This is a genomic window from Streptomyces sp. ISL-99, from assembly GCF_018614005.1.
GTDB lineage: Bacteria > Actinomycetota > Actinomycetes > Streptomycetales > Streptomycetaceae > Streptomyces > Streptomyces flavidovirens.
The window spans coordinates 161,659-174,060 of record NZ_JAGGPC010000011.1 but is presented as its reverse complement, the minus strand read 5'-3'; the positions used below and the strand labels follow the sequence as shown (position 1 = coordinate 174,060).

Sequence of the window (12,402 nt, the reverse complement as noted above, 5' to 3'; positions counted from 1 at the left end):
CTGAAGTAACGAACTGTGCCAATATCCGGTTCGATATCTTCATAGTGTTTCGGTGGTCATAGCGTTAGGGAAACGCCCGGTTACATTCCGAACCCGGAAGCTAAGCCTTTCAGCGCCGATGGTACTGCAGGGGGGACCCTGTGGGAGAGTAGGACGCCGCCGAACAAATTTTATGCCCCGGCCCCTGGACTTATGTCCAGGGGCCGGGGCTTTTTTGCGTTCTGGGCTCGTATTCTCAGGACCGGATTCGATGCGGGCAAAACATTCGAGTGAAAGTGGGCGTCCGATGGGAACTGTGGTGCATGTCCCCCAGACTCGGGACATGATCGGGGACGAACTCTCGGGCGACGAAGCCCTGACCGCTCTGCGGCACTACGGGGGGCGCAAGCTGTTCCTCGATGCCTTTTCTCGCTTCCGGTACGCCGACGGGTTCAGCTACGCGCGGTCTCTCGCCTTCCAGGTGGTGCTGGGCATCGTGCCGTTCGCCATCGCCCTGGTGGGCGTCGCCGCGAGCGTGCACACCGACAGTGTGGGGCGCGTGGTCGAGCTGACACTCGGGCACATCGTGCCGGGTGCCAGCAACGAGCTGGTCGAAGAAGCCCTCGCGGACACCCGGCGCAGCGCCGGCGGCAGTACATCGATCGCGGTCGCCATGTGGCTGGGGCTCGGCTTCGCCGTACTGAACCTGACCTCGGCCATGGGGCAGATCGAGCGCGGCAGCAACCGCATCTACGGGATCGAGAGGGACCGGCCGTTTCTCGCGAAGTACGGCCGAAGTCTGCTGCTGGCCCTGGGGGCCGGGGTTCCGATGGTGCTGGGTTTCCTCGTCATGGTCGCCGGTGAGGCAGTGGGGGAGTCGCTGGTGGAGGCGCTCGGGTGGCCCGAGTCCCTGCTCGACGTGTGGGGCCCGCTGGAGGTGCCGGTCGGTGTCCTGCTGGCACTGCTGGCGTCGGCGGTCATATTCCGCTGGGCGCCGCGACGTGACCAGCCCGGTTACACCTGGCTCGCCGTCGGATCCGCCGTACACCTGGTGCTGTGGGTGGCGGCGACCTGGCTGCTCGCCCTGTACGTCGCCAAGAGCGGTTCGTTCGGCGCGGTCTACGGGCCGCTCACCGCCTTCGTCGCCTTGATGCTCTGGGCGAATCTCACCGGAATCGCACTGTTCCTGGGCGTCGCGTTCGCCGCCCAGCTCGAAGCCGCCCGCGCCGGCATCACCGAGCCGGTCAGGCCCGACCCCGGGCCGGGGTCGTGATCCCGGCCCGGGAGACGTCAGGAGGTCAGGACGAAGGAACCGCCGCGATGGAGCGCCCCGCCCACACCGGGGGCTCTTCCGCCAGCGTCGTCAGCCGCTCGCGGATCGCGTCCGGGAACGGGGCCGCACGGCCGGCCTTCTGGTCGACGTGGACCGCGAGGAGCTCGGTCGTCGCCACGGGTGTGGCTTCCGGGGCGGCAGGAGGGGGAGGGGCAGGGGCGGGGTCTATCACTTCACTTCTCCAGTCGTCCGGTCGCCCGCAGTACGTCGATCACGCCCTGGTCCCGCTGCGTGACCAGGTCCGCGATGGTGCGTCCTTCGGCCGCCTCCTCGCATCCGGCGACCATCGCGTCGTACAACTCCTGGGGCCCATGAACGCCCAGCGCAGGCCCGGCCCTTCGGTGATCGAGTCGTCGATCTGGCGCACGGTGGCCTCGCCGTTGGCGACCAGAGTAGGGGGAGCGGGGCGGTTCAGTCCTTGGGGAACGGGCGCGGTACGGACAAGGTGGCGTCCACGTACGCGAGCAGCGCCGCATGCATGTCCTCGGGACTCGTGCCTGTTCCGGCGCCCGGTGCGGCGGCGAGCACCTGGGTGGCCAGGCCGTCGATCAGCGCGGTGAGCCGCAGGGCGTCGGCGTACGGGTCCGTGGTGGGGCGGAAGACACCCTGGCCGACACCGCGCCGCAGCACATCGGCGACCGTGGCACGCCACTGCCGGTAGTACGCGATGTGCAGCCGGCCCACGGCGGTGGAGCGGGCCGCCTCCGCCCACAGGTCGAGCCAGACGCTCCACTGCCATCGTTGCTGCTCGGTGTACGGCGTCTGGAGCTCGATCAGCTTCCGCAGTGCGTCCGCCGCGTCACCCGCGTCGGCGATCCTGGTCGCGCGCCGGGCGGTGTCCTCGTCCATGCACCAGCGCACGGCGGCTTCCAGCAGCTCGTCCCGGCCGGGGAAGTGGTAGTGGACGGCGGCGGTGCTGGTGGCGCAGGCCTCGGCGATGTCGGCGACCCGTACGGCGTGGAAGCCGCGCTCCGCGATCAGCCGCACGGTCTCCCGGACGATCTGGAGCGGCCTGCCGCCTTCGGGCGCCGCGACGGCCGCCGGGCGGTCACGTCGTACGGCGGAGGACTTCGCGGAGGCGTCGGTACGGGACCCGAGCAGCCAGCGCGCGTCGACATCGGCGGTGTCGGCGATACGGGCCAATTCGGCCACGGTGAACCGGCGCACACCGCTGAGTGAACGCGACAGTTTCGACGGGTCCATGACTATCCGTCGGGCGAACTCGCGCTGGCTCACACCGGCGGCGCCGATCACCTGACGCACTCGCTCGGCGACCTCGCCGCCCGAGTTGCCGACTCGGCTTCCGGGTTCTGACCGCATGGCCGGGCACCGTACTCATCCGTTGAGATGAACGCAATGTGCGAGTGCGGAGATCCCTGCAACCTCAAGGGATTCAGCCCCGGCGATGAGGTGCTGACTGATGCGTCAGTCAGCGGCGTAAGTCGTGAGAACCCCCGGCACAGCGACGAAATTGTACTTCTGCAACTGTGCGCAACTTGCGATCAACTCGCTTCATGCAACGGCCAGTTGCATTGTTATTGATGGTCGGACATGGGCATATACGCCCCAGCGTACGCGGGGGACTCAACAGGAGGCCGAACATGACCGTAATCTCGCCAAGTCGCTTGGGTCAGCAATTGCCGAGCGTGCCCTTCTATTGCCCGGTGCCGTCTATCGTCCACCCGTCGGCCGAGGCACTCAACGACATCACAGTGCGATGGATGCTCCAGCAGAGCCTCGACGCGGACGATCATCAGCGCAGGCGGCTCGCCCTCTGTGACTTCGGCGGCCTCACGGCGTCGACCATGTCGTACGGGCAACTTGAACCGCTCATCCTGATGGCCAAGTTCCACGCCGTGCTCTTCTCGCTCGACGACGGCGTGTGCGACGAGTCTTACGTCACCGCGGACGCGCTCGCTCAGGAGACGTCCCGGATTGTGCGGGCCATAGAGGCCCCGCACGCATTCCAGCCGGACGACTCGCCGCACGCGGCCGCGCTGCGCTTACTCCGCCTGGAACTGGAGCGGTACGCGTCCCGGCAGCAGATCCGCCGCTGGACCGACGCCATGCGCGTATACACCTCGGGGCTGGTGTGGGAGGCGGCCTGGCGCCGCAGCCCGGAACTGCCCTCGCTCAACGACTACGTCACGCTGTGGATGAGGGCCATAGGAATGGCCCCCTCCACCGCGATGATCGAGATCGTCGCCGGATACTCCATACCTGACAACGACTTGGAGGACCCGCGCGTGCGGGCCCTCACCGAGATCACCTGGACGCTGGTCAGCTGGGACAACGACCTGTACTCCCGCAATAAGGAGCTGCTGCGGGCCGGCGACGACCTCAACCTGATAGACGTCCTGTGCCAGGAACTGGGCTGCGATCCGCACCACGCGCTCCAGGAGGCCGTGGCGATGCGGGACCGCGTCATGGTGCTCTTCCTCCGGCTGAGCGAGCAGGTGCTGAAGGACGCGGGCGGCGGACTGCGCCGGTACGTACAGGGGCTCGGCCAGTTCATCCGGGGGCACCTCGACTGGGCGTCGCTCTGCCCCCGTTACAGCGTGCCCTGCGCCCCGGTGGGCAAGCCGGACGAGGGATGGTGGAAGCAGCGTCCGGCCGACGACAGCTTCGAGCCGCTTCCCCTCCCGACGGTCTCCTGGTGGTGGGATCAGCTGACGGTCAGTAACCGCGCCACCAGCGAGTGAGTGACTGCCACATCCGCTTCGGTGCCACCGGCCTGCGCTGGGCCGGAACCGCGACCGGTGTCTGTACCGCCGCGGGTGGCGTCGCCGGCACGGGTTCCGGCGCGGGCCCCGGAACCTGGGCGGGCTGTGGCGCGCTCACGCCGGCCGGCGAGTCCACCTGCCAGTCCGGTTGGGGCCTCGTGCGCGACGCCGTGGTGATGAGGCTCTCGGCGTCGGACTGCGGCGGTCGCGCGGCGAACTTCACCGGGAGCGCGACCAGGTGCCTGGACATGAGCGCGCTTCTGTACTGCAACTCGTGCTCCTCGACAGCGAGTTGCACATCGGGCAGGCGCATCAGCAGCGCGTCGATGCCGGTGTCGGCGATGGCGCGCCCGATGTCCTGCCCCGGGCACTCGTGCGGCCCGCCGCTGAAGGCGAGGTGGGCCCGGTTGCCCTGCATCGAGGCGTGCGGGTCGGGGCGTACCACCGGATCGACATTGGCGGCGGCGATGCCGACGATCAGGGCGTCGCCCTTCTTGATCTGCTGGCCGCCGAACTCGGTGTCACCGACGGCCCAACGGCCCAGGATCGTGGTGAACGGCGGCTCGTCCCACAGCGTCTGCTCGACCGCCTCGGGCAGCGTCATGTGGCCGCCGCTGAGCTGCGCGCGGAAGCGCGGATCGGTGAGCACCATGCGCAGTACGTTGGCGATCAGATTCGCGGTCGTCTCGTACGCCGCGATCAGCACCAGCCGCAGATGCTGGCTGACCTCGTCGTCGGTGAGCCCGGCCGGGTGCTCGACGAGCCAGCTGGTGAAGTCCTCCTGGGGCGCGAGCCGGCGCTTGGCCACATGCCTGTTCAGTACGCCCATCACATAGGCGTTGCTGGCGTTCGCCGTCGCTGTGCCCTTGATCATGTCGCGGGCGCACTGCACGATCCGCTCGTTGTACTCCTCCGCCATGCCCAGGATCTGGCACATCACCATCATCGGCAGGTGCTCGGCGAACCGGCTCACCAGATCGGCCTTGCCGTCCTGACAGAAGCTGTTGACGAGCCGGTTGCTGTACCGGTTGATGTGGCGGCGTACACCGCGCGTGTCGATGCGCCCGATGCTGTCGGTGACCGCGCCGCGCAGCCGCTCGTGGTCCCCGCCGTCGGCGAAGACACAGATGGGCTGCCAGGTGAAGACCGGGGCCAGCGGATGGTCGGGGGGCACGGTTCCGTCGGCTACCAGGCGCCAGTGGCGCGAGTCGCGGGAGAACTGCGAAGGGGTGCGGGTCATGTGCAGGTTCTCGGTGTGACCGAGGACCAGCCAGGCCGGTACGTCGTCGTTGAGCAGTACGGGGGCGACCGGGCCGTGCTCGGCGCGCAGCTTCTCGTACACGGCCATCGGGTCGTTCTCGTGCTCCGGCCCGTACAGCCGGCGCAGGCCGCCCGGGCCCGTTGCGGTGATGGCGTGGGCCGGGCATCCCGGGGGCGGAAGGGCCCCGTCGTCCGCTCCGGGTAGATGGTGGAAGGGGGTTGTCACGGTCACTCCAGGGATCGGGCGATCAGGCCGGCAGATACAGGGCCCCGGTGGTGGCCGGGGGCCCGGCACGTACCGGACCCGGCAGTTACAGGGACAAGGAGTGCAGATAGCGCATCAGCGTCAGGAGGACATCGCGGCAGGACCCGCGCCCTCGCGCGTCGCAGTCCACTATCGGCACTTCGGGGGGCAGGTCGAGGGCGGTGCGCAGGACGTCGAGGGGGTAACGGGGCGCGTCCGGGAACGTGTTGATGGCGACGACGAACGGCACTCCGCGCTCCTCCAGGCGCCCGATCACGTCGAAACTGACCTCGAGGCGGCGGGTGTCGACCAGCACCACCGCGCCCAGGGCGCCCTCGAACAGGCCGTTCCACAGGAACCAGAAACGCTCCTGGCCCGGTGTGCCGAAGAGGTAGAGGATCAGCTCGTCGCTGATGCTGATCCGGCCGAAGTCCATGGCGACGGTGGTGGCGGTCTTGCCCTCCAGGTTGTCGTCGACGCCGACCCCGGCCTCGGTCATGGTCTCCTCGGTGGTCAGCGGACGGATCTCGCTCACCGAGCCCACCATCGTGGTCTTGCCCACCCCGAACCCGCCCACGATGACGATCTTCACCGCGGCCGAGGCCGTGGTGGGAAGGACGTCCTCGCCGCGTGGGCCGGTGATCGTGTCAGAGCTTCTGAAGTCCATGCATCACCGCTTCGAGGAGGGATCGGTCCGGCAGGGCGGCACGGACGATGGGCGCCCGCGATTCGACCAGTTCAGTGGCGAGGAGATCGGTCACCAGCACCGTCACCACACTGAAGGGCAGATTGAGATACGCCGAGACCTCGGCCACCGACAACGGGGCCCGGCACAGCCGCAGAATGGCGGCCTGCTCGGGCTGGACCGTCGGTGTCGGTTCGGTGCGGGAGACGACCATCGTGACGAGATCGAGCGGGGCCCGGTCAGCACTGTCCGCGCCGCCGGTGAGCACGTACAGCCGTTCCGGGTCCTTCGTCCCGGGTTGTCGCCGTTCTCGTCGGGGCGGACTCATGCGGTGTGCCCGTCATGGCGCGGAGGGCTCGTCAGGTGGGCTCCGATACGGATGACCAGGTCCCGCATACGCGTCCCCATGAGGCCCGCGTCCACCGTCTCGTCGGCGAGCACCGCGAGGTAGGCGCCGGTCCCGGCCGCCATCATGTAGAAGAGGCCACGGTCGACTTCGATGACGACGAGCCGCATCTTGCCTTCGCTGTACGGGATCTCGGCGGCGACGGCCGCGGCGAGGCTCTGCAGCCCCGCGCAGGCTGCCGCGAGCCGGTCGGCGATGTCGGGGTCGCCGCCGTGCCGGGCGATGCGCAGTCCGTCCGCGGACAGGACCACGATCTGCTGGATCTGCGGCACCCCGTCGGCCAGTTCCTTGAGCATCCAGTCGAAATTCGCCCGTTGCTGGATCACTTGAGATCTCCCTTGTCCAACGCGTCGTCAGGTTCGTCATCGGCCGACGGGTCCGGCAGCTCCCCGTTGAACCCCTTGTTGAAGGCTTCGATCCAGAGCCCCGGCTCCGGCTCGGGCTCCTTGGCCGCGCCGTTGGCATGGCCGTTGGTGTGGCCGTTGGTGTGGCCGTTGAGCGGCGGACGCTGTTCGGGCGGCAGGTTGTGGGACCCGAGCGGTGCACGGCCCCGGCTGCGGCGCTGCGGCAGCCCCTGCGCCGTCCATTCGGTCACCTCGGGAACGTCCTCCTCCCTGGCGACCGGCATGTGCACCGGACGCTGCGGCTGGACGGCGGGCTTCGGCTTGGGCTTGCGCCTGGGGACACGAGCCTCTTCCGCCTCGGACAGGCCGGACGGGCCCTGCCGGGGGATCGCCTGCGCGCCGATGCCGTGGGCGATGCCGGGGGCGCGACCGGTGGTGATCACGTCGCGCGGCACGATGAGCACCGCGCGGACGCCGCCGTACGCGGACTGCCGCAGCGAGACCTTGAGGTCGTACATCTGCGAGAGACGGCCGACGACGGCCATGCCGAGCCGCGGCGTCTCACCGAGGTCGTTGAGGTCGATGCCCGCCTGGGCGCGGGCCAGCATGCGCTCGGCCCTGCCCCTGGCTTCCTCGCTGAGGCTGACGCCGCCGTCCTCGATCTCGATGGCGATGCCGGTCTGTACCTCCACCGCGGTGACGTGCACCCGGGTCTGCGGAGGGGAGTAGCGCGTGGCGTTGTCGAGGAGCTCCGCGCAGGCGTGAATGAGCGGTTCGACGGCCGTGCCGATGATGGCGACCTTGGCGATCGAGTGCAGATCGACCCGCTGGTACTCCAGGATCCGGGACATGGCGCCCCGCAGAACGCTGAACAGCGGTACGGGCTCGGGCCATTGACGTCCGGGCCGGCCGCCGCCGAGTACGGCGATGGAGTCGGCGAGGCGGCCGATCAGCGAGGTGCCGTGGTCGAGGCGCAGCAGGTCGTCGAAGACCGCGGGGTTGCGCCCGTGGTCCTCCTCCATCAGCCGCAGCTCACTGGACTGCTGGTGCACGATGGCCTGCACGCGGCGCGCGATGTTGACGAACGCGCGCTGCGCGGAGTCGCGCATCGCTTCCTCGTTGTCGACGATCTCGAGGACGGAGCGCACCAGGGCGCGCTCCGGTTCGGGCAGACCGCGGTACGTCGGGTCCGCGTCCACCATGTCCCGCATCACCTCGTCGGGCGACTGCCCTTGCCGGAGGCGGCGGATGGTGGCCGGCAGCAGCTCGTTGCTGAGCCGCAGGGTTTGCTGGGCGTGCCCGGTGACGCGCTGGTCGAGGACGGTGAGGCGTTGCTCGTACTCCGCACGCAGGGCCCGCATGGCCCGCCCGCGACGGACGACTTGGGCGGCGACGGCCGTCACGACCACGGTCGCCAGGACGCCGAACCACACGACTGGTATCCGGGCGGGACCCGGTACGACGACGAGGGCGGCGGCGGTGGCCGCGGCCATCAGGAGGGCGGGTGGCACAAGCGCGCGAAAGAAGGGGGATTCTCTGTCAGTTGGAGGCGATTCAACGCGAACCATGTAAACCCTCTGGCGGTCGATTCGGTGATGTACTCGAACTATCAAGACACTTGCGAACAAGTGCGTGGTTTCATATCAACTCGGCGCGCTTCGAGCGAGCTTAGCCAGATGGGATCAGTGCGGCGGCATATTCGCCTAACCCTCTGCACGGGCCCTCCTGGCAGGTTTAGACTCGCCAACTTTGCACACTGGGCTCATGCGTGTGCGCAAGGAGTAACCGAACGGGTGACGAGTAGGCCTTGTGTACGCGCGAAGACCGCTCCCGCGGAGGCGGCCGTGGCCGCGCCCGAGCGAAGGCCCCGCTCCGGCGGAGGCGGCTGTGGCCGTGGCCGCGTCGATCAGCCGGCGCGGAGGGGCGAGTCCCGCGGAGCTCTTCCCCTACCCGCCCCTTCCCGAACCGGGGCTCCGCCCCGGCCCCCGGTCCTCAAACGCCGGACGGGCTGGGCGGTTGCCGCACGGATAGACGCTTCACCACGCCGGCCGAAGGCCGCCGAGCGGACGGGCGGTTGGGCAACGCGGAAGGGTGTCACGGTGCCGGGCGATGCCGCGGACGGGCGGAGGGGGCGCGGTACGCGGAACGTCACGCGGGGCCGGGCAAGCGTTGCCGGGCGGGCTGAGGGGGCCCGTACGCGGATTGTCGCGCTGGGGCGGGTGAGAGTGCCGGGTGGAGGGGGGCGGTACGTGGAATGTCGCGCCGTCGGTGGGTGGTTGCCGCAGTGCGGAAGGGCCTTTTCGGGCCGGAGCGCGGTGGTCGCCGCAGTGGGGGAGGGGCTCGCGTGCGAACGTTGCCCGGGCGGAGGCGGTTGTCGCAAGGGGAAGGTTTTGTGGGGGGCGGGGCGGAGTCGCCGGGCGGGGAGGTGGTTCGGCGTGCGTGGAAGGTGGGGCGTGTGTGGAAGTTGTCCGGGTGGGGTGCGGGCTCGCCGTACCGGGAGGTCAGGCGGGCCTTTGGGGGTGTCGCGTTGGGCGAAACCGTGCCGGGGTCGGTGGTCTCTCCCCTCCTCGCCAGGGCTACTTCAGCCCGTCCGGCGTTTGAGGGCGACTCGCCCGCAGGGCGTCCGGGTTCCGGGGCCGGGGTCTGGGGCTTGCCCCAGTTCGGGAAGGGGCGGGGTGGGGAACAAGCTCCGCAGGACACCACCCGCCCCGCCGGCGCCGCGTCGCCTCAGGCGATGGACGCCGAAACGATCGCCGCCACGGCGACATTGCACGACGCGGTCACCCACACCGCCGGATGCGGCTCGTCCTGGACCAGCGTTTCGCCCAGCTTCCCCGGCGTCACCAGGTCGACGACCAAGAACGCCACCGCCATCATCACGAGCCCCAGAACTCCGAACGCGGCCGTCGACACAAGCCCCTTGCCGAAGTCGTTGTACGTCGTCCAGATCGACGTGAACACGATCCCGCCGATACCCAGCAGCGCCGAGCTGAGCAGAAGCGCCGCATTGCGGTTGCGCTCCTCCCAGATCTGCCGGCCCAGCTTGCCCGGCGTCAGGGCGTCCACGAGGAATATGCCGAGCGTCAGCAGCACCACGCCCAGGGCGCCGTAGGCGGCGGAGCGGCCAAGTCCGTTGACGATGTCTTCCATTGGTCTTAAGTCTCCGCGCGTGAAGTCGATCGTGGTCAAGGAGAGGCAAAACCTATCGCACGGGTCCGCCGGTGCGGCCGGACGGGTTGTGGGGTGGCGCAACGGCGTCCCGTACGAGCGATTACGATCCGAACTCATGAGCGCTTCTGACCAGGAACAGGCAGTGACCGACCCCTCTCCCGTCCGGACCGGTGGCCTCACGCCCCGTCAGGCCCGGCGCCTGCGCATCGCCGCCGCGTCGGTCCTGATGGTGGCGGTGGGAGCGGTGCTGGCCGTGCGGCTGGCGAGCCGGTCGTCGGTTCTGGTCGTCGGGGTCTACGGGCTGGCGCTCATCCTGTGCGGTGGCGTGATCGAGCTCAGCCGGCGCGGGCGCACGCGACTGGGCACCTGGCTGCTGGTGGCGGGCCTGGCGGCGGCGGTGGCGGCGGACGCGTTTCTCATTCCGTGACGCCGTGACCCGTGCCTCCGCCACCCCGTACGGCGAAGTCCTCGGCCGCGCGGGACAGCAAGCGGGACGACAAGGGCCCGAACGCGGCTCGGCGCCACGGGCGAGTGATCCGCCCGAGGCGCCGAAGCCGCTGTACAGGAGCTCCTGGCAGGAGCCCCGGACCTCTTAGTCGAGGTAGTCGCGCAGGACCTGCGAGCGCGACGGGTGCCGCAGCTTCGACATGGTCTTCGACTCGATCTGACGGATGCGCTCACGCGTCACGCCGTAGACCTTGCCGATCTCGTCCAGCGTCTTCGGCTGGCCGTCGGCCAGACCGAAGCGCATCGAGACGACGCCCGCCTCGCGCTCGGAGAGGGTGTCGAGCACCGAGTGCAGCTGCTCCTGGAGGAACGTGAAGGAGACCGCGTCGGCCGGGACGACCGCCTCGGAGTCCTCGATGAGGTCGCCGAACTCGCTGTCGCCCTCCTCGCCCAGCGGGGTGTGCAGCGAGATGGGCTCGCGGCCGTACTTCTGGACCTCGATGACCTTCTCGGGGGTCATGTCGAGTTCCTTGGCCAGCTCCTCCGGGGTGGGCTCGCGGCCCAGGTCCTGGAGCATCTGGCGCTGGACACGGGCCAGCTTGTTGATGACCTCGACCATGTGCACCGGGATACGGATGGTGCGGGCCTGGTCGGCCATCGCGCGGGTGATCGCCTGCCGGATCCACCACGTGGCGTACGTCGAGAACTTGAAGCCCTTGGTGTAGTCGAACTTCTCCACCGCGCGGATCAGACCGACATTGCCCTCCTGGATCAGGTCCAGGAAGAGCATCCCGCGGCCGGTGTAGCGCTTGGCCAGCGAGACCACCAGGCGGAGGTTGGCCTCCAGCAGGTGGTTCTTGGCGCGGCGGCCGTCCTCGACGAGGATCTCCAGCTCACGCCGGAAGACCGGGTCCTGCTCGTCCTCCTCCTCCAGCTTGTGCTCGGAGAAGAGGCCCGCCTCGATGCGCTTGGCCAGCTCGACCTCCTGCTCGGCGTTGAGCAGCGGGACCTTGCCGATCAGCTTCAGGTAGTCCTTGACCGGGTCGGCGGTGGCGCCGGCGACCATGACCTGCTGCGCGGGCGCGTCGTCCTCGTCCTCGTCGGACAGGACGTAACCGTCACCCTGCTGCGGCTGCTTCGCCGGCTTCTCGTCGGCGTCGTCAGCGACAGGGGACTCGTCGGCCCAGGCGTCGCCCTGCGGCTCGTCGGGGGCCGCGGCGGCCTTCTTGGCGGCGGTCTTCTTCGCGGTCGTCTTCTTCGCGGCGCGCTTCGCCGGGGCGGCGGGGGCCTCGGTCTCGGCGGCGGAGTCCATTACCGATATTGACGCGGGAGCCGCCTGTGACGTCGCCGAAGCGGTCTTCTTGACGGTCTTCTTGACAGCGGCCTTCTTGGTCGCCGGACGCTTTTCCTCGTCCCTCGCGACGGTCTTGCGCGCACGCTTGACGGGCGCCTTGGCCGGAGCCTTGGGCGCCGTGACCATGAGCGTCACGCCCTCTTCGTCGAGGACCTGGTTGAGGCTGCGCAGCACCCGCTTGAGCTGGTCCGCGGGAATGCTGTCCGCCTCGAAGGCGTGGCGTACGTCGTCGCCGTTGATGTGACCCTGCTCCTTGCCATGCTCGATGAGCGCGACCAGGGAGGGGGATTCCGCAATCTCCTGTGGGAACGGGCGGGACGGACTGACCGACACGAGGAGCCTCTCGTAGCAAAAATGATGACTAGGCGAGGTCGCATGACGTAAGGGGCAGCGCGACGACACCTGTGGGTTCATCGCACGCTCGCGCCATTTCGTTACGCCTTGAATAGAGTGACC

At 69.1% G+C, this 12,402-nt stretch carries 11 protein-coding genes, 1 rRNA gene and 3 pseudogenes; 4 read left to right on the top strand and 11 right to left on the bottom strand.

Annotation, left to right across the window (positions count from 1 at the left end; translation table 11 throughout):
• Window positions 1–48: 48 nt before the first annotated feature.
• Window positions 49–165: ribosomal RNA gene (rrf, locus tag J7E91_RS07000) — 5S ribosomal RNA — on the top strand.
• Window positions 166–286: 121 nt separating this feature from the next.
• Window positions 287–1,252 carry a YihY/virulence factor BrkB family protein gene (locus J7E91_RS06995; protein WP_214900000.1) on the top strand — a complete coding sequence of 322 codons (966 nt, stop codon included), beginning with the start codon at window positions 287–289 and terminating at the stop codon, window positions 1,250–1,252.
• A gap of 25 nt (window positions 1,253–1,277) precedes the next feature.
• Here the strand turns inward: J7E91_RS06995 and J7E91_RS06990 are convergent.
• From J7E91_RS06990 to J7E91_RS06980, 3 genes and pseudogenes are all read right to left on the bottom strand, one after another.
• Window positions 1,278–1,445, bottom strand: a pseudogene (locus tag J7E91_RS06990) (thioesterase); the annotation flags it as partial.
• A 40-nt stretch (window positions 1,446–1,485) separates the two neighbouring features.
• Window positions 1,486–1,703, bottom strand: a pseudogene (locus J7E91_RS06985) (L-carnitine dehydrogenase); the annotation flags it as partial.
• 20 nt (window positions 1,704–1,723) lie between these two features.
• Entirely contained in the window at window positions 1,724–2,632 is a 909-nt protein-coding gene (locus tag J7E91_RS06980; RefSeq protein ID WP_214899999.1) for a TetR/AcrR family transcriptional regulator, read from the bottom strand.
• A 401-nt stretch (window positions 2,633–3,033) separates the two neighbouring features.
• Between J7E91_RS06980 and J7E91_RS06975 the strand changes: the two genes are divergently transcribed.
• On the top strand, window positions 3,034–4,014 hold the full coding sequence (locus tag J7E91_RS06975) for a terpene synthase family protein (protein WP_214899998.1): 981 nt from the start codon (window positions 3,034–3,036) through the stop codon (window positions 4,012–4,014).
• Here the strand turns inward: J7E91_RS06975 and J7E91_RS06970 are convergent.
• The 6 genes from J7E91_RS06970 to J7E91_RS06945 form a co-directional block, all read right to left on the bottom strand.
• On the bottom strand, window positions 3,989–5,521 hold the full coding sequence (locus J7E91_RS06970) for a cytochrome P450 (protein WP_214899996.1): 1,533 nt from the start codon (window positions 5,519–5,521) through the stop codon (window positions 3,989–3,991). The two genes, J7E91_RS06975 and J7E91_RS06970, sit on opposite strands and share 26 nt — an antisense overlap.
• 85 nt (window positions 5,522–5,606) lie before the next feature.
• Entirely contained in the window at window positions 5,607–6,206 is a 600-nt protein-coding gene (locus J7E91_RS06965) for an ATP/GTP-binding protein (protein ID WP_214899994.1), read from the bottom strand.
• The gene (locus J7E91_RS06960) at window positions 6,187–6,552 is read right to left on the bottom strand and encodes a DUF742 domain-containing protein (RefSeq protein WP_214899992.1); all 366 of its coding nucleotides are present in this window, start codon (window positions 6,550–6,552) and stop codon (window positions 6,187–6,189) included. The genes J7E91_RS06965 and J7E91_RS06960 overlap by 20 nt, the downstream gene beginning before the upstream one ends.
• Entirely contained in the window at window positions 6,549–6,956 is a 408-nt protein-coding gene (locus J7E91_RS06955; RefSeq protein ID WP_214899990.1) for a roadblock/LC7 domain-containing protein, read from the bottom strand. The genes J7E91_RS06960 and J7E91_RS06955 overlap by 4 nt, the downstream gene beginning before the upstream one ends.
• Complete coding sequence (locus tag J7E91_RS06950; RefSeq protein ID WP_214899989.1) at window positions 6,953–8,542, bottom strand: sensor histidine kinase KdpD; 1,590 nt, start codon at window positions 8,540–8,542, stop codon at window positions 6,953–6,955. Before J7E91_RS06950 ends, J7E91_RS06955 begins: the two co-directional genes overlap by 4 nt.
• Before the next feature lie 1,159 nt (window positions 8,543–9,701).
• The gene (locus J7E91_RS06945; RefSeq protein WP_214899988.1) at window positions 9,702–10,124 is read right to left on the bottom strand and encodes a DUF350 domain-containing protein; all 423 of its coding nucleotides are present in this window, start codon (window positions 10,122–10,124) and stop codon (window positions 9,702–9,704) included.
• A 136-nt stretch (window positions 10,125–10,260) separates the two neighbouring features.
• On the opposite strand from J7E91_RS06945, the gene J7E91_RS06940 reads away from it, so the two are divergent.
• Window positions 10,261–10,572 (top strand): hypothetical protein, encoded by a 312-nt coding sequence (locus J7E91_RS06940; RefSeq protein ID WP_028814408.1) that lies wholly within the window; start codon window positions 10,261–10,263, stop codon window positions 10,570–10,572.
• Between the two features lie 165 nt (window positions 10,573–10,737).
• On the opposite strand, the gene J7E91_RS06935 is transcribed toward J7E91_RS06940, so the two are convergent.
• Window positions 10,738–11,904 carry an RNA polymerase sigma factor gene (locus J7E91_RS06935; RefSeq protein WP_374224644.1) on the bottom strand — a complete coding sequence of 389 codons (1,167 nt, stop codon included), beginning with the start codon at window positions 11,902–11,904 and terminating at the stop codon, window positions 10,738–10,740.
• 156 nt (window positions 11,905–12,060) lie between these two features.
• Window positions 12,061–12,360: pseudogene (locus J7E91_RS37235) on the bottom strand (RNA polymerase sigma factor region1.1 domain-containing protein); the annotation flags it as partial.
• Window positions 12,361–12,402 lie beyond the last annotated feature (42 nt).

Coding starts and splice junctions, on each gene's coding strand:
- J7E91_RS06950 (WP_214899989.1), bottom strand. CDS start 8,542: ATGGTTCGCGTTGAATCGCCTCCAACTGACAGAGAATCCCCCTTCTTT.
- J7E91_RS06975 (WP_214899998.1), top strand. CDS start 3,034: ATGCTCCAGCAGAGCCTCGACGCGGACGATCATCAGCGCAGGCGGCTC.
- J7E91_RS06980 (WP_214899999.1), bottom strand. CDS start 2,632: ATGCGGTCAGAACCCGGAAGCCGAGTCGGCAACTCGGGCGGCGAGGTC.
- J7E91_RS06995 (WP_214900000.1), top strand. CDS start 287: ATGGGAACTGTGGTGCATGTCCCCCAGACTCGGGACATGATCGGGGAC.
- J7E91_RS06935 (WP_374224644.1), bottom strand. CDS start 11,904: ATGGACTCCGCCGCCGAGACCGAGGCCCCCGCCGCCCCGGCGAAGCGC.
- J7E91_RS06945 (WP_214899988.1), bottom strand. CDS start 10,124: ATGGAAGACATCGTCAACGGACTTGGCCGCTCCGCCGCCTACGGCGCC.
- J7E91_RS06960 (WP_214899992.1), bottom strand. CDS start 6,552: ATGAGTCCGCCCCGACGAGAACGGCGACAACCCGGGACGAAGGACCCG.
- J7E91_RS06965 (WP_214899994.1), bottom strand. CDS start 6,206: ATGGACTTCAGAAGCTCTGACACGATCACCGGCCCACGCGGCGAGGAC.
- J7E91_RS06940 (WP_028814408.1), top strand. CDS start 10,261: ATGAGCGCTTCTGACCAGGAACAGGCAGTGACCGACCCCTCTCCCGTC.